The sequence below is a fragment of the Specibacter sp. AOP5-B1-6 genome (assembly GCF_052376555.1).
Lineage (GTDB): Bacteria > Actinomycetota > Actinomycetes > Actinomycetales > Micrococcaceae > Specibacter.
The window spans coordinates 25,021-39,668 of sequence record NZ_JBQSVT010000035.1 but is presented as its reverse complement, the minus strand read 5'-3'; the positions used below and the strand labels follow the sequence as shown (position 1 = coordinate 39,668).

The following is a 14,648-nucleotide window of genomic DNA, read 5'->3' as shown; positions in this document are numbered from 1 at the left end:
GAATCCAGGGGAGTCTCCGGGCCTTCCTTGGTCAGCAGCAGTGTGTCCGTGCCGTCCGCGGAGGATTCGGCGGAGGAACCGGCCTCGGAGGAGGTGCCGGCGAGCCGCTCGGCTTCCATGCGTTCGGCCTCGGCGCCGCCAACGGCCTCGCCGCGGGCCACCATGCCGGAGGTGTCCGAAAGCGGGATGACTTTCATGAAGATGGCGAGCACCAGGGCGATCACCATGAAGGGGATCAGGTACCAGAACACGGGCGCCAGGGAGTCCGCGTAGGCGGTGATGATGCCGTCCTGGACAGTTTGCGGCAGCTCGTGGAGCACCTGCGGATCCAGGGTGGACATGGCGCCGCCGGCCTCCTCCGGCGAGGCGCCGGCGGCCGTGAAGACCTCCGTCAGGGATTCGGCAAGGCGCGTGGTGAACATGGCACCAAACACGGCCACGCCCAGGGACGAACCAACCTCACGGAAGTAGTTGTTGGTGCTGGTGGCGGTACCCAACTGGGCGGCCGGCACGGAGTTCTGCACCACGATGACCACGATCTGCATGATCAAGCCCAGGCCCGCACCAAACACGAACAGCTGGGCGCAAATGACCCACACGGCGGTGTCGGCGGACAACGTGGTCAACCACAGCATGGCGATGATCGTCAGGGTGGCGCCGGCAATCGGGAACGCCTTGTACTTTCCGGTCTTGGACATGCGGATACCGGACCAGATGGACGTGCCCATCAGGCCCACCATCATCGGCAGCATCAGCAGGCCGGAGACGGCCGCGGACGTGCCGGTCGACATTTGCAGGAACGTCGGCACAAACGCCAGGGCCGCGAACATGCCCATGCCCAGCACAAAACCAATGGCGGTGGAGTTCAGGAAGATCGGGTTCTTGAACAGCGACAGCGGGATGATGGGATCTTCCGCACGGGCCTCGGTGAAGATGAACAGTGCGATGGCCGCAATCATGCCGGCGCCCCAGGTCCACGTTGTGAGGGACGTCCAGCCGTCGGCCTTGCCGCCAAAGTCGGTGAAGAAGATCAAGCAGGTGGTGGCGATGGACAGGAACACCACGCCCATGTAGTCAATTTTCTTCGTGGCCTTTTTGGATGGCAGGGTCAGTGCGAAGAAGGCAACAATGAAGGCGGCAATGCCGATCGGGATGTTGATGTAAAAGGCCCATTCCCAGGTCAGGTGGTCCACGAAGTAGCCGCCCAGCAGGGGGCCGGCAACGGCGGCCAGGCCGAAGATGGCGCCGAGGGGGCCCATGTACTTGCCGCGGTCATTGGCCGGGACAATGTCGGCGATGATGGCCTGCGAGAGGATCATCAAGCCGCCGCCGCCGAGGCCCTGCATGGCACGGAAGATTACAAAGCCCCAGAAGTCGGTGGCAAAGGCGCAGCCGATGGAGGCCAGGGTGAAGATCGCAATGGCGGCCAGGAACAGGTTCCGGCGCCCGAGCATGTCACCGAGCTTGCCGTAGATCGGCATCACGATGGTGGTCGCCAACAGGTAGGCCGTGGTGATCCAGGTCTGGTGTTCCACACCGCCGAGCTTGCCCACGATGGTGGGCATGGCCGTTGAGACGATGGTTTGGTCGAGGCTGGAGAGCAGCATGCCCGCGATCAACGCGGAGAAGATGATCCAGATCCGTTTTTGAGTCAACAGGAGCGGCTGCCCTGCCTTTATGGCTGTACTCATCGAGATCCTTCGAAGGTTAATGTTGAAAAGTTGAAGAGTTGTTGGGCCGAGCGGAGGTTGTCGGCGAGGAGGTCCCCGAAAGAGGAGGAATTCTCCTCCGAAAAGAAGCTCTGGGCGGCGCGATGGGAGCACAGGCCGAAAAAGGCTGCGGCCGTGCCGGCAACCGGGTCGTCCGGGGGAAGCTGTTCACGCCGGGCAATCAACGCGGCAAATTCCTGCTCGCGGGTTTGGACGCTGCCCATCATCCGCATCATGAGCTGGGGTTCCACCTTCATGGCGGCGAGGAGGTCATTGATGTGTTCTCGGTCGAAATCCAGCTCGTCAACCATGGCGCAGGTGAGCCTGTGGAGATCGCGCAGCAGTGTGGTGCTCAGGCCGTGGGGGCCGCGTTCCACGCCCGAGTCAGGTGCGCCGCCCGCTTCAAAGGCGGCCATGGCCTCGGCCGGGAATTCATCCAGCAGGTGGCCGATGATGGCGTCTTCCTTGGACGGGAAGTAGTTGAAGAACGTTCGCCGGGACACGCCAACTTCTTCACACAGCTGCTCAATGGTGAAGCCGTTCAGCCCCTTGCGGGCAGTAAAAAGCCGCGCCGCCGCCGTAATGGCGGAGCGGGTGGCCTCGCGTTTGCGGGCTCGCAGGCCGTGCGCCTGGCAGGATTTTGCACTTTCACTCACAAAGTAAAAGTTTGCACTATTTTAATGAGAGTGCAAAATCTTTTCTGCGTGGAGTTCATCACACGCGCGTGGTGCTGAAGGAACCGGTGCGGGGGTGGTTGTTGCCATTTGCGGCCGGTAGACCGTGGGCGATTGGCAACAGCCACCCCCGCGACCTTAAAGCGCGACGGCGGGAGGTCACCTTTCGCAAAAAGGTGACCTCCCGCCGTCGCGGCCTCCCACTGCCCGGCAGCTCACTGATTCGGTGAGCTGAGCCGGCGAAGAAGGCGGATTACTTCGGGGCGACCGTCATGGCCAGCACGTCGAGCCCGGAGTCCAACTGCTCCAGCGTGATTTCGCCGCGGTCAACGAAGCCCAGGGCCAGGACGGCTTCACGGATGGTGAGGCCTTCCTTGATGGCGTGCTTGGCGATCTTGGAGCCATTTTCGTAACCGATGTACTTGTTCAGCGGTGTCACGATCGACGGTGACGCCTCGGCCAGGAAGCGTGCACGCTCAACGTTGGCGGTCAGCCCGTCAATCATCTTGTCGGCCATGATGCGGCTGGTGTTGGTCAGCAGGCGGATGGACTGCAGCAGGTTCGCGGCCATGACCGGGATGCCCACGTTCAGCTCAAAGGCGCCGTTGGTGGAGGACAGCGCGATGGTGGTGTCGTTGCCGATGACCTGGGCGGCAACCATGATGGCGGCCTCGGAGATGACCGGGTTGACCTTGCCGGGCATGATCGAGGAGCCGGGCTGCAGGTCGGGGATGGAGATTTCGCCCAGGCCGGTGTTGGGGCCCGAGCCCAACCAGCGCAGGTCGTTGTTGATCTTCATGATCGAGTAGGCGATGTTGCGCAGCTGGCCGGATGCCTCGATGAGGCCGTCACGGTTGGCCTGGGCCTCGAAGTGGTTGCGGGCCTCGGTCAGCGGCAGGCCGGAATCCTGGGCCAACAGGGCGATGACGCGCTGCGGGAAGCCTGCAGGGGTGTTGATGCCGGTACCGACGGCGGTGCCGCCGAGGGGGACCTCCGCCACGCGGGGCAGGGAGGACTCAACGCGCTCGATGCCATAGCGGACCTGGGCGGCGTAGCCGCCGAACTCCTGGCCGAGCGTGACGGGGGTGGCATCCATCAAGTGGGTGCGGCCCGACTTCACAACGGTGGCGAATTCGGCTTCCTTGCGTTCCAGCGACTCGGCCAGGTAGGCCAGGGCCGGAACAAGATCGTTGATCAAGGCGGAGGTCGCGGCAACGTGGACCGAGGTGGGGAACACGTCGTTGGAGGACTGCGAGGCGTTGACGTGGTCGTTGGGGTGGACGACCTTCTCGGAGCCGGCAGCCTTGAGCGCGCGGTTGGCCAGGGTCGCCAGGACCTCGTTCATGTTCATGTTCGAGGAAGTGCCGGAACCGGTCTGGAACACGTCGATGGGGAAGTCGCCGTCGAAGTCCCCGGCGATCACCTGGTCGGCAGCGGCCTCAATGGCGCGTGCCAGTTCAGAGTCCAAAACGCCCAGCTCGGCGTTGGTGGTGGCGGCAGCCTTCTTGATGCGTGCCAGTGCCGAAATGTGGGCCGACTCCAGTGTCATGCCCGAAATCGGGAAGTTTTCCACGGCGCGCTGCGTCTGTGCGCTGTACAGGGCGTTGGCCGGAACCCGGACCTCGCCCATCGTGTCGTGTTCAATGCGGAATTCTTGTGCGGTGCCCGCGGCAGTATCAGTCATGCATCCACCATATCGCCGCCACGCCCGGAGCTAAAAACCGTGTCCCGGGCGCGCACCCTCCGGCAAGCCCTGCCCACCCTGTCTCACCCCAGGAATGTCTCGCCAAAGGAATGCCTGAACACAGGAATGCCCGACGGCGGAAGGCAGCTTCCGCCGTCGGGCATCTGGAAAACAGTGGTTACTGGTGGATGGAACCGTTGCTGTAGACGAGGTCGGCGGTACCGTCGTCGAGGCGGTAGGTCAGGCCGATCACGGCGGTGCGCTGGCGGGCCACGGCGTTGGCGATGATGGGGGAGTTCTCCACGAGGCGGGCGGCCGTCTGCTTGACGTGTTCCTCGACCATGTCGTTGACGGTGCTGTCCTGGTCCTTGCGCAGGGAGGCGAGGACCGAGGGGGTGATGCGCTCCACGAGGTCGCGGACGAAACCAGCGGGCATATTGCCGGTGGCGACGGCGGACTTGGTGGCCGTGACGGCGCCGCAGCTGTCGTGGCCGAGCACCACAATCAGGGGCACCTCAAGGTACTCCACGCCGTATTCCAGCGAGCCGAGGGCGGTGTTGTCGACGACGTGCCCGGCGGTGCGGACCACGAAGGCGTCGCCGAGGCCAAGGTCGAAGATGATCTCGGCGGCCAGGCGCGAGTCGGAGCAGCCGAAAATCATGACGAAGGGGTGCTGCGTGGCCAGGAGTGAGGCCCGGCGGGTGGCATCCTGGTTGGGGTGGTTGGACGTGCCCTCCACAAACCGGGCGTTGCCGGCCATCAAGGTGTTCCAGGCCTCCGCCGGAGTGTGGGGATGCGCTGTCACCGCGTTGATGTTGCCGTCTTCTCCGCCGCTCATGATTTGCTGTCCTTTGTTGTAGGGGTGGTGCTTGCTTCGCTGCCGGCGCCCGGGGTGGTGGTTCCGGCGTCGAGGATCTTCGTGGACCCGGCTGCCAAGGCATCAAAGTCCTCGAAGTCGGCTGCGCCGGTGAGCACGATGGTGGTGGTTCCGCTGACGAGGACCAAACTGCGGTCGCCCTTAGGTTTATCACGGAGTTCCCACTCGTGCCCGGCTATGTTGCGGGTGCCCGTAACAGGGGCGTCCTGGGCCTGGGCGGCCGTCCACGTGGGGTTTGCCGTAATTGACTGGCGCAGCGCAATGAACGTGTCGGTTGGAGTGACATATCCAACGTCCCAGAACGCCACGCCGTCGGCGCCCGGCGGGTTCCAACGCGCATAGTTGGCGGACCAGCCGTCGGGGAGTGCAGGCGCCACAGGCGTGAACCCGGCCGTGTCCGCAGCATGGCCGGCGACGGCGGCAACATCGATGTGCGACCGGTAGCTGTCGGCCTTCTGCTGCGGATTGAGCCACACAATGACCAACACAATGGCCACTGTGGAGAACATCGCCAACAGCATGCCAACCACCGAGGCGTTGGCGCGTTTGGCGGCGCCGGCGGCAATAACGGGCTTGACGGGAGGGGTAGGGCTGGAATCACTCACCTGTCCATCTTCCCAGATCTGCGACGGCAATTTACCACGCGGGCGCGGACGTGGCGCAGCTCACCCGGGATCGGGCGGCGGGTTCGCCTATGATTGCTGGGTAGGCAAAAATACGGCAAGGGTGCGCACCGTCGCGCACGGCAAGACTGCACCTACCTGAACAACGGGGTTTATACGTGGCTGAAAAAGCAGCACAGATGGATTACTCACAACTGTCCCGGTCACTGGCCGTGGGCGACGACGAACCGGACCGGAACCTGGCCCTTGAGCTGGTGCGTGTCACCGAGGCTGCCGCCATCGCAGGCGGCCACTGGGTTGGCTACGGCGAGAAAAACCTGGCCGACGGCGCCGCAGTGGATGCCATGCGTTCCCTCCTGTCCACCGTTCACTTCAACGGTGTGGTGGTCATTGGCGAGGGCGAAAAAGATGAAGCCCCCATGCTCTTCAACGGCGAAGTGGTGGGTGACGGTTCCGGCCCCGAGTGCGACGTCGCCGTGGACCCCATCGACGGCACCCGCCTGACGGCCATGGGCATCAACAACGCCCTGGCCGTGCTGGCAGTGGCCGAGCGCGGCACCATGTTTGATCCCTCGGCCGTGTTCTACATGGAAAAGCTTGTCACCGGCCCCGAGGCTGCCGACATGGTTGACTTGCGCCTGCCCGTCAAGCAAAACCTGCACCTGATCGCCAAGGCCAAGGGCGTCAAGGTCAACCAGCTCACCGTCATGGTCCTTGACCGCGACCGCCACCAGCCGCTCATCCAGGACATCCGCGACGCCGGCGCCCGCACCAAAATCATTCTCGACGGCGACGTGGCCGGCGCCATTGCGGCCGCCCGCTCCGGCACCGGGGTCGATGCGCTCATGGGCATTGGCGGCACGCCCGAGGGCATCGTTGCAGCCTGTGCCATCAAGACCCTGGGCGGCGTCATCCAGGGCCGGCTCTGGCCCACGGATGATGATGAGAAGCAGAAGGCGCTCGACGCCGGACACGACCTGGACCGGGTCCTCTCCACCAATGATCTGGTCACCAGCGACAACTGCTACTTTGCGGCGACGGGCATCACCGACGGCGACCTGCTCAAGGGTGTGCGCTATGACAAGGGCCGGGTCCTGACTCAGTCAATCGTGATGCGTTCCAAGTCCGGGACCATCAGGTTCGTCGAGGGCGAGCACCAGGCCCACAAGTGGGAGACTTACGCCCGGCGCAGCTGATCCCTGCAGCGTGTTCCAGCATTCCCTCGGCGGCCATCCGGCCCACGGCGGCGGGCGGCCTTGGGGCGTCCATTACGCCGCCTGCGGAAATAGCGGAACACGCTGCTTTGCCGTTGGTCAAGCAGCGTGTTCCGCTCGTCAACGTGGCGCAGGCTTAGGGCTTCTGCAGCTTTTCCCGGACGCTGCCGGCGGTGGCACGGGCAGTTTTCAAGGCGCCGCGCAGAAGCGTCCGGGATTTCCGGGTGAAGCCGTAGGCGTTGTACATCAAACGGTTCACCGGCAGGTCCCAGGTTCCCGGATACTCCACCCCGGCGCCGCCAAAGGAACGCTTGAACCGGGAGAAACCAGCCCAGGCGTGGTCCGGTTCGTCCTCGGGGCTGACACCCCACATGTCGAATTCGGCCATTCCCGCGGCCTTCGCGTCAAGCATCATGGTCACGAGCAGCGGAATGCCGGCACTGAGCTTGCGGTGCGCGTCGTCGGCGGCCGCGTGCGCGTAGACGCGGGTGTCGGCGGTGTCGTACGACAACGCGGCGGCGATGGGGGTGCCGTCGAGCCGGGCGATGAAAAGTTTGGCCGCCCCGGCAGGCATAAGCACCTCTGCCGCCTTCGTCAGATACGTGTCGGTCTGGGCGGTGAAATCGGCCCGGCCGGAAACCTTCGCCAGGAAGCCGAGCAGTATCGGCAGGTCCGCCGGATCAGTGGAAATCTCGAAACTGACGCCTTTTTTGTGGATGTTGCGGTACAGGTTCCGGCTGGTGCTGCGCATCCCCTTCAGCAGCTCGGCCTCTTCCTCGCGCAGGTCAACCTTCCAGCTCAGGTGCGGCTGGACGTCGGCAGGGGCCCGGACCAGCCCTTTGGCGGTCAGGACCGTTGCGGCGTCGGCGCCCAGTCCGGCCGCGACCGGCTCCACCCGCACATAGTGGGCCCGCACCGAGCGGGCCAGCGCCGAGAGTGCCCGCAACGCCTCGGCCAGTTCCGGTTCTCCGTCGGCACACGGGCCGTAGGGTGCGTAAAGGTACATGCCCAGCGGGGTCTTTTCCTCGACGGCCAAAAAACTCCAGCCGGGTCCTTCCGCTTCGTGGACGGTTTTTCCCAGCCCTCGCTGGAATTCTGCCCAGATGGCTGTTTGCAGGATTGGTTTCATGCGTTGATTCCCTTGCAGGTCACGGCGAAGACCACCGAGGTTTCGCCGGTGGCATCGGCATGGGGATGCACCATGACGGGGTTTTCGGCGGCCGGCACAAACACCGAACCGCCGCGGTCGAGGACCATGTCGCCGCGTGGGGAATCAAGCAACACCGAACCGGCCACGGCCAGCACGATCAAGGGGCCGTTCTGGACTAGTGGCACGGGTGCTGAAGTTGCTGACATTTCCACGCGTTGGAGGGCGAACTCCGCGAACGGAGGTTCCCATACTTTTTGGCCCAGGTCGGTCTCCCGGGTGGGCACCACAGGGGCCCCGCTTGGCGTAAAGTCCACGGTTTCAAGCAGTTCGGGCACGTCGATGTGCTTGCCTGTCAGCCCGCCGCGCAAGACATTGTCCGACGTCGCCATGACCTCCAGCCCCAAGCCGCTCAAATAGGCGTGGATGTTTCCGGCTGGAAGGTAGATGGCGTCCCCGGGCTGCAGCGAGACCCTGTTCAGCAGCAGCGAGACCAGGACGCCGGAGTCCCCGGGATATTGCTTGGCAAGCTCAACCACGGTGTGCAGGCCGGCAGCCAGTTCGGTTCCGGCCAGGGCAGCCGCTTCCAAGGCGGGTGCTGCCAGCTCAACCAGGGCAGTGGTCTCGGCACCGCCGCCCACTAGGGTTTCAAAGGCGGCCCGCACCACGGCAGGGGCGGCCATGCGGGAGTTCAAGGTCATTTCCACCCGGCCAAGCAACTCGGGAACGTCAGCACCGGTGGCCTTGATGGCCGAACCAATGGTGCGGAAGAGCTCGGCGGCCTCGGCACAGGGGCGGAAACCGCAAAGCGCCTCAAACGGTGTGAGGGCCAGAATCATTTCCGGCTTGTGGTTCTCGTCCTTATAATTGCGGTGGGCCGCGTCGCGTGGAATCCCTGCGGCTTCTTCTGCCGCAAAGCGTTCCTGGGCACGGGCCAATGTGGGGTGCACCTGCAGGGACAGGGCCATGTCGGCGGCAAGCAGCTTCGCCAGGAAGGGCAGTTTGGCGCCAAAGGCCGCATACACTTCGTCGCCCAGGGCTGTGACGGGGTGTTCGGCGATCAGCCGGTCAAGCGCGACCGGGCCCTCCGGAGTGTTGGCAATGGATGGCGAATCGGGGTGGGCCCCCATCCACAACTCAGCTTCCGGGCCGCCGCTTGGCGCGGTGCCGAGAAGCTCCGCGATGGCAGTGCTGGAACCCCACGGGTAATCACGGGTGACATTGGTGAGTGCAAACATGCGAAATTTCTCCTGGTCCAAGACAAGCTGTAGATCGATTGAAAGTGGTTGCGGCCGGCACCGGCCTCGCTGGGCCGGCACCTGCCAAGCGGCGCCCGCCAACCGCGGCCGAAAATCCCGCCGCCCGCGGCAGGAATGCCAGACGGTGGCGGGCATTCCTGCCGGGCGTTGTCCCTAGCCGGGGGAGCAGGTGCCGTTGTTGACAAGCGCTGCCACCAACGCGTCGTCGTCGCCGTTGATGGCAAGCTGCTGCAGGTATTCGGCGGTGAGATCGGGCGACGGCGGAGCCGGTGCCTCGGTGACCGGGGCGGGCTCAGCCGGATCCACAGCTGGATCAGCGGCCGGATCAGCGGCTGGATCAGCCGGCGCATCGGAGCCCGCCGGTGACGTGTCCTGGCCGGCCGGGGGGTCGGCAGGAGCTGCCGGATGCAGCAGTTCCTGCACGCGCTGGTGGATTACGTCAAAGTCGGGGTAGGTGGGCATGTCCTGCGAGAAGTCCGGCGGGCCGATGGTCAGCCGGACAAGGTCGTGGGACTTGGCCTTCAACGCCAGGGAGGCGAAACTGCCCAACTGGCCGGACGGCAGGTCGGATTCCATGACCTTGGCGCCCGCCGCGGCGATTGCGTTGAACTTGGTCAGCACGGTGGCAGGGTCCATCTGGGCCAGGATGGCGGCCTGGATGCATTGCTGGCGCTGGCTGCGGCTGTAGTCGTTCGCCCATTCGCGGGAGCGGGCATACCACAGCGCGTGGTAACCATTGAGCGTCTGCACGCCCGGGGAGATCCAGCCGGTGGGCGGCAGATGCAGGCCGTTGCCGACGTCGTTGCCGCTGATCGGCACCCAGCCGCCCACATTGACCTTGACCCCGCCCAGGGCATCGATGAGTTGGGAGAAACCCGCCATGTCAATGAGCACGTAGCCCTGGATTCTCAGGCCCAGGACGCCGCCGGCCGCGTCCTTCATGGCGGCAGCGCCCGGATCCGCAGCGTCCGGATACAGATCGGCGTGATTGTCGGTGACATCCGTGTATAGGGAGTTGATAATGCAGTCGTCGCCGCAGTTGTACCCGTCCGGGTACACGCCCCACAACGGGGAGTCGGGGGAGAACTGCGCATTTTGCAGGTTTCGGGGAATGCTGATGGTCGCGGCCTGGCCGGTTTTCGCGTCGACACTGACCACGATGATGGAGTCGGGCCGGCGCCCGCTGCGGGCCTCCCCGGCATCACCGCCCATGACCAGGAAGTTGTAGCGTCCGTCAACGGGCTTCATGTCGGGGCCCGTCTGGAAAATGCTTGAAATCGCGTTGCGCCCGGAGTTGATCAGCATCGCGCCGTAACCAAGCGAGCCGCTGGTGACAACCATGAGCACAACCATGGCCCCGCTGACCAGCGCACGCATGCCCGGTGCCAGCAGGGCCGGCTTGATGATCGCCAGCGTGTTCAGGAACATGACCGCCCAGCCCACAGCCGCCGCCGCCAGCAATACGATGACCAGCAGCGATGTCAGCGGGGTGGTGAACAGGTTCAGCAGTGCCTCACGATTCACCAAGGCAAGCACGACGGCGGCAATCACCAATGCCCAGGCGGCGAAGGTGCAGCGCAGGGCAGTGCGGCCAAGGCGCTTGTTCCCGGCAACAACTTGAGCGGAGCCGGGCACGAACAATGTCAGCAGCAGCAGGAACCAGGCCCTTTTTGAGCGCGCGGGTGCCGATGCCGATTCCGGATAGCGGACCGGGTTTGTCAACACAGGCGGGCGGCTGGAGGCCCTGGTCACCTTGGGGCTGCTGAAACTCATGCGTTCGGGCCCGCGGCCTCCGCCGTGCCGCCCGGTTGCGGCAGGACGGCGAGTGGATAGGTGGCACCGGCCTTTTCACGCAGTGCCGAACCCTTGGCGGACGCCTGGTCGTTAAGCGACTGGGCAAAAATGGCCAGCTTTGACGCCAGCCCGGCTGCCAGCTCATCGGTGCCTGAAGCCAGCATGCGCACGGCCAGCAGGCCGGCATTGCGGGCACCGCCAATGGAAACGGCGGCCACGGGCACACCGGCAGGCATTTGCACGATTGACAGCAGGGAGTCCATCCCATCCAGGGTCTTCAGCGGGACGGGAACACCCACCACCGGAAGTGTCGTGACCGATGCCAGCATGCCCGGCAGGTGCGCGGCGCCGCCGGCACCGGCAATGATGACGCGGATGCCGCGGGAGGCGGCGTTTTGGCCGTAGGCAATCATTTCGGCCGGCATGCGGTGGGCCGAGACAACATCCGTTTCAAATGGAATGCCAAATTCCGAAAGTACCGCTGCGGCTGCCTCCATGACGGGCCAGTCCGAATCGGAACCCATGACAATGCCAACCAGGGCACGTCCAGCCGCGGCGCCGGCAGCCACGGCATTGCCGCCGGCGGAACTGTCGGCGGGCACCTCGGCCGCGGGGGTGGAAAGGTCAGTCATGGGTGTCTCCTTTTTCTGCTCCGTCACGGATGATGTTTGCCACGGTGGCGGCGCGGGCGCGGGCGGTTGCGACGTCGTCGTGCTTGGCAGCAATCACGTTGACGTGGCCAATCTTCCTGCCGGGGCGCACCGACTTGCCGTAGCTGTGCACCTTGACGGTGGGTTCGGCGGCCAGCGCCGCAGGGTAGGCACTAAAAAGATCCTGGTTGGCGCCGCCGAGGAAGTTTTTCATGACGACGATGTCGCCCAGGGCATCCGTGGCGCCCAGCGGGAGGTCCAGGACGGCGCGCAAATGCTGCTCAAACTGGCCGGTCACGGCACCGTCCATGGTCCAGTGTCCGGTGTTGTGGGGGCGCATGGCCAACTCGTTGATGAGGAATCCGGGCGCTCGGCCGGGCGTTTCGAAGAGCTCGGCCGCCATGACGCCGGTGACGCCAAGCTCGTTGGCGATCCGCAGGGCCGCGGCCTGCGCTGAAGCGGCAACCTCCGCGGCGATGGCGGGTGCCGGGGCGATTACTTCGTCGCACACGCCCTCCACCTGGATGGATTCCGCCACCGGCCAGGCGCGGGACTCTCCCGAGGGGGTGCGGGCAACCAGCGCGGAAAGCTCGCGGGAGAACCCGACCATTTCCTCCACGAGGAGCGGGCTCATGGCCTCGAACCAGTCGGCGGCCGCGGAAGCGTCAGCTGCGGAGCGCAGGACCTTGACGCCCTTGCCGTCGTACCCGCCGCGGGGCATCTTCAGCACGACAGGCCAGCCGTGGTTGTCGGCAAAAGCGGCAATGTCGGCCACGGAGGCCACCGCCGACCAGGCCGGATTGGGCAGGCCCAGGCGCTCGATGGCCGCCCGCATCACCAGCTTGTCCTGCGCGTTGAGCAACGCGTCGGGGCGCGGCTGGACATTGACGCCTTCGGCTATCAACGCCTGCAAATGCTCGCTGGGGACGTGTTCGTGGTCAAAGGTGAGCACGTCGACGCCGCGGGCAAAACCGCGCAGCGTGTCCAAGTCTGTGTAGTCGCCGACGGGTGCCTGGGCCACAACAGCCACGGCACAGACGTCGGGGGATTCAGCCAGGACACGCAATTCAAAACCAAGGGCCACGGCTGCTGGGGCCATCATGCGGGCAAGCTGCCCGCCGCCCACAACACCGATTACAGGAAAAGTCACAGTCCCCAGCGTACCGAAAGACTGCCCGGTTCAGTGCCTTTGAGCCCCCCGCGCCCCGGTGTTCACCGACAAATGTGGGCTAATTCCCAGTGCTTTGGCACCCTGCAGGGACAGTTCCGGTGCATTGAGGGCTTAGTATTTTATGAAGGCTGGGGCGTGCTGCGTCCGTTTTGGCCTGTAGCCCGACGGAGGACCATGTACCAATCACTCACCAGCCGCATCAAGGGCCTCATGGGCCTTTTTTGGCGTGAAGTCGCCAAATTTGGTGTGGTCGGCGGTGTCGCGTTTGTCATCGACACCGGCATTTACCTGTGGCTGCTCAGCGGCACCATGGGTGCCCACCCCACCCGGGCCAAGATCATCGCGGCAGCCGTGGCAACAGTTTTCTCCTGGCTGGCCAACCGTTATTGGACCTTCCGCCACCGCCGCCAGGCCAATGTGGTGCGTGAAGTGGTGTTGTTCATCATCATGAACGGCATCGGTTTGGGCATTGCTGCGGCCTGCGTTTACGTCTCGCACTGGGTGCTTGGCTTTGAATCCGCCACGGCCGACGTCATCGCCGGCTCCGTCGTCGGGCTTGTCCTGGGCACCATCTTCCGGTTCTTCGCCTACAGGTTCTGGGTCTTCACCGACGAACTTGACCAGGATCCCGGGTTCGCCAACGACCACAAGATTCTCGAAACCGAGGCCTAGCCCGCACTGGAGCGCGCCGGCCCGGCCTGACTTGCCCCGCTGTCCTAACCCAGGGTGATGTTTTCGCTGGTGCGCAGGTGGTCTGTGGGTTCCACATCGGTGTCGAGCAGAACCACCGAACCCCCTGCAGCCCAAATCTTCAGTGCTGCAGGCACGACGACGTCCCACCCCTCCCGCACTTGCAGCAGCACCCGCTGGGGTGCCTGGGCGTCGCTGTCCGGTTCCTGCTGCACGTCCGGCAGGAGCCGTTCGTAGCTGGTGGCGGCCGAACCGTGTTGCCAGGCGATGTGTGCCGGTGTCGGGGAATCGTCGGCAAAGAACTCATCTGCGTGTGCCCGCACATCCCCTGAGTAATCAAGCGTCCTGGGCGGCAGCTCACCCAGCCAGCGCATCTGCAGGGCCGGCAGGGCGACCGCCACGATCAAGGGGGCCGGGACTGCTGCGGCGAACTGCTCGTGGGCGCCGGCGGGATCCGTGGTGGCCACAATGTCCGGCACGGATCCGGCTGAGGCTCTTGTGGGTGTCGTGCTGGCCGTGGCCCCCACGGCCCATGTGGCCAGCAGCCAGACCAGGGAGCGCCAGTGCAGCGGTACGTCGAGCGCCACGACGGTGCCGGGTTCGGCGTCGAGCTCGTCAGCAAGGTAATTGGCGGTCTTGGCCACCCAGTTGTCCAGGACGCGGCCGGAGAATTCAACGCGTTCCGCGTCCGGGCCGTACCACGACAGCCGGGGGGATGTCGGATTCAAGGTGCGGAAGGAATGGAGCAGCTCGGTGGGAGAGGCCGGGTGGCTGGAGTTGTTTGGGCGGAGGTTCATACTTCCTCATCTTTCCACGTCCGCGCCAACCCCATCGATTGGACGAATCGTCACATTTGAGGTGATCTGCGTCTCATTCGTTTGCGCGTGGCGTGGAAAAGATCCCAAAAAAGGGCCACAACGCTGCAGGAACACGGGAAATCGCGCTTCCATGGGCGTGATTACGCGAATGTATTGGTATGAAATTGCCGGGCGTGGCGTGCGGGAAGAACCCGCTCCGCAGTGGTTATCATCCACCCCCCGCTTGACGTGAGCGACTTACATGGATGTAATTAGACCCACGAACCGCTGTTATTGGCACTGTAATCCGCACGTTGCGGAACCGAGGATTCGGGAAGCAGTATTGGCGGCTACATTCA

General features: G+C 64.7%; 13 protein-coding genes. 2 read left to right on the top strand and 11 right to left on the bottom strand.

Annotated features, from left to right (window positions below; translation table 11 throughout):
- From ACT3TS_RS15335 to ACT3TS_RS15315, 5 genes are all read right to left on the bottom strand, one after another.
- The coding region (locus tag ACT3TS_RS15335; protein ID WP_444532381.1) for an MDR family MFS transporter at positions 1-1,691 on the bottom strand (1,691 nt) is incomplete at its 3' end.
- On the bottom strand, positions 1,688-2,365 hold the full coding sequence (locus ACT3TS_RS15330) for a TetR/AcrR family transcriptional regulator (protein ID WP_444532380.1): 678 nt from the start codon (positions 2,363-2,365) through the stop codon (positions 1,688-1,690). The genes ACT3TS_RS15335 and ACT3TS_RS15330, both read right to left, overlap by 4 nt.
- Positions 2,366-2,636: 271 nt before the next feature.
- Positions 2,637-4,067, bottom strand: a complete 1,431-nt coding sequence (locus ACT3TS_RS15325; RefSeq protein ID WP_444532379.1) for a class II fumarate hydratase — start codon at positions 4,065-4,067, stop codon at positions 2,637-2,639.
- Between the two features lie 178 nt (positions 4,068-4,245).
- On the bottom strand, positions 4,246-4,905 hold the full coding sequence (locus ACT3TS_RS15320; RefSeq protein ID WP_444532378.1) for a carbonic anhydrase: 660 nt from the start codon (positions 4,903-4,905) through the stop codon (positions 4,246-4,248).
- Positions 4,902-5,549, bottom strand: coding sequence for a DUF4245 domain-containing protein (locus tag ACT3TS_RS15315; RefSeq protein WP_444532377.1), 648 nt, complete (start codon positions 5,547-5,549; stop codon positions 4,902-4,904). Before ACT3TS_RS15315 ends, ACT3TS_RS15320 begins: the two co-directional genes overlap by 4 nt.
- 197 nt (positions 5,550-5,746) lie before the next feature.
- Between ACT3TS_RS15315 and glpX the strand changes: the two genes are divergently transcribed.
- Complete coding sequence (gene glpX / locus ACT3TS_RS15310; RefSeq protein ID WP_444532376.1) at positions 5,747-6,763, top strand: class II fructose-bisphosphatase; 1,017 nt, start codon at positions 5,747-5,749, stop codon at positions 6,761-6,763.
- 154 nt (positions 6,764-6,917) lie between these two features.
- Here the strand turns inward: glpX and ACT3TS_RS15305 are convergent, their stop codons facing one another.
- The 5 genes from ACT3TS_RS15305 to ACT3TS_RS15285 form a co-directional block, all read right to left on the bottom strand.
- Positions 6,918-7,910 (bottom strand): lipid II:glycine glycyltransferase FemX, encoded by a 993-nt coding sequence (locus ACT3TS_RS15305; protein WP_444532375.1) that lies wholly within the window; start codon positions 7,908-7,910, stop codon positions 6,918-6,920.
- Positions 7,907-9,166 carry a mannose-6-phosphate isomerase, class I gene (gene manA, locus ACT3TS_RS15300; protein ID WP_444532374.1) on the bottom strand — a complete coding sequence of 420 codons (1,260 nt, stop codon included), beginning with the start codon at positions 9,164-9,166 and terminating at the stop codon, positions 7,907-7,909. The genes ACT3TS_RS15305 and manA overlap by 4 nt, the downstream gene beginning before the upstream one ends.
- Before the next feature lie 174 nt (positions 9,167-9,340).
- Complete coding sequence (locus tag ACT3TS_RS15295; RefSeq protein ID WP_444532373.1) at positions 9,341-10,960, bottom strand: LCP family protein; 1,620 nt, start codon at positions 10,958-10,960, stop codon at positions 9,341-9,343.
- The gene (purE, locus tag ACT3TS_RS15290; protein ID WP_444532385.1) at positions 10,957-11,505 is read right to left on the bottom strand and encodes a 5-(carboxyamino)imidazole ribonucleotide mutase; all 549 of its coding nucleotides are present in this window, start codon (positions 11,503-11,505) and stop codon (positions 10,957-10,959) included. The genes ACT3TS_RS15295 and purE overlap by 4 nt, the downstream gene beginning before the upstream one ends.
- Before the next feature lie 100 nt (positions 11,506-11,605).
- Complete coding sequence (locus tag ACT3TS_RS15285; RefSeq protein WP_444532372.1) at positions 11,606-12,781, bottom strand: 5-(carboxyamino)imidazole ribonucleotide synthase; 1,176 nt, start codon at positions 12,779-12,781, stop codon at positions 11,606-11,608.
- A gap of 195 nt (positions 12,782-12,976) precedes the next feature.
- Between ACT3TS_RS15285 and ACT3TS_RS15280 the strand changes: the two genes are divergently transcribed.
- Positions 12,977-13,474, top strand: a complete 498-nt coding sequence (locus ACT3TS_RS15280; protein WP_444532371.1) for a GtrA family protein — start codon at positions 12,977-12,979, stop codon at positions 13,472-13,474.
- A gap of 44 nt (positions 13,475-13,518) precedes the next feature.
- Here the strand turns inward: ACT3TS_RS15280 and ACT3TS_RS15275 are convergent, their stop codons facing one another.
- The gene (locus tag ACT3TS_RS15275) at positions 13,519-14,289 is read right to left on the bottom strand and encodes a TIGR03089 family protein (RefSeq protein WP_444532370.1); all 771 of its coding nucleotides are present in this window, start codon (positions 14,287-14,289) and stop codon (positions 13,519-13,521) included.
- Positions 14,290-14,648 lie beyond the last annotated feature (359 nt).

What these genes read in the sequence shown, in the direction of transcription:
- ACT3TS_RS15280 (WP_444532371.1), top strand. Translation starts at nt 12,977, where the DNA reads ATGTACCAATCACTCACCAGCCGCATCAAGGGCCTCATGGGCCTTTTT.
- glpX (WP_444532376.1), top strand. Translation starts at nt 5,747, where the DNA reads ATGGATTACTCACAACTGTCCCGGTCACTGGCCGTGGGCGACGACGAA.
- ACT3TS_RS15320 (WP_444532378.1), bottom strand. Translation starts at nt 4,905, where the DNA reads ATGAGCGGCGGAGAAGACGGCAACATCAACGCGGTGACAGCGCATCCC.
- ACT3TS_RS15325 (WP_444532379.1), bottom strand. Translation starts at nt 4,067, where the DNA reads ATGACTGATACTGCCGCGGGCACCGCACAAGAATTCCGCATTGAACAC.
- ACT3TS_RS15295 (WP_444532373.1), bottom strand. Translation starts at nt 10,960, where the DNA reads ATGAGTTTCAGCAGCCCCAAGGTGACCAGGGCCTCCAGCCGCCCGCCT.
- ACT3TS_RS15275 (WP_444532370.1), bottom strand. Translation starts at nt 14,289, where the DNA reads ATGAACCTCCGCCCAAACAACTCCAGCCACCCGGCCTCTCCCACCGAG.
- purE (WP_444532385.1), bottom strand. Translation starts at nt 11,505, where the DNA reads ATGGGTTCCGATTCGGACTGGCCCGTCATGGAGGCAGCCGCAGCGGTA.
- manA (WP_444532374.1), bottom strand. Translation starts at nt 9,166, where the DNA reads ATGTTTGCACTCACCAATGTCACCCGTGATTACCCGTGGGGTTCCAGC.
- ACT3TS_RS15305 (WP_444532375.1), bottom strand. Translation starts at nt 7,910, where the DNA reads ATGAAACCAATCCTGCAAACAGCCATCTGGGCAGAATTCCAGCGAGGG.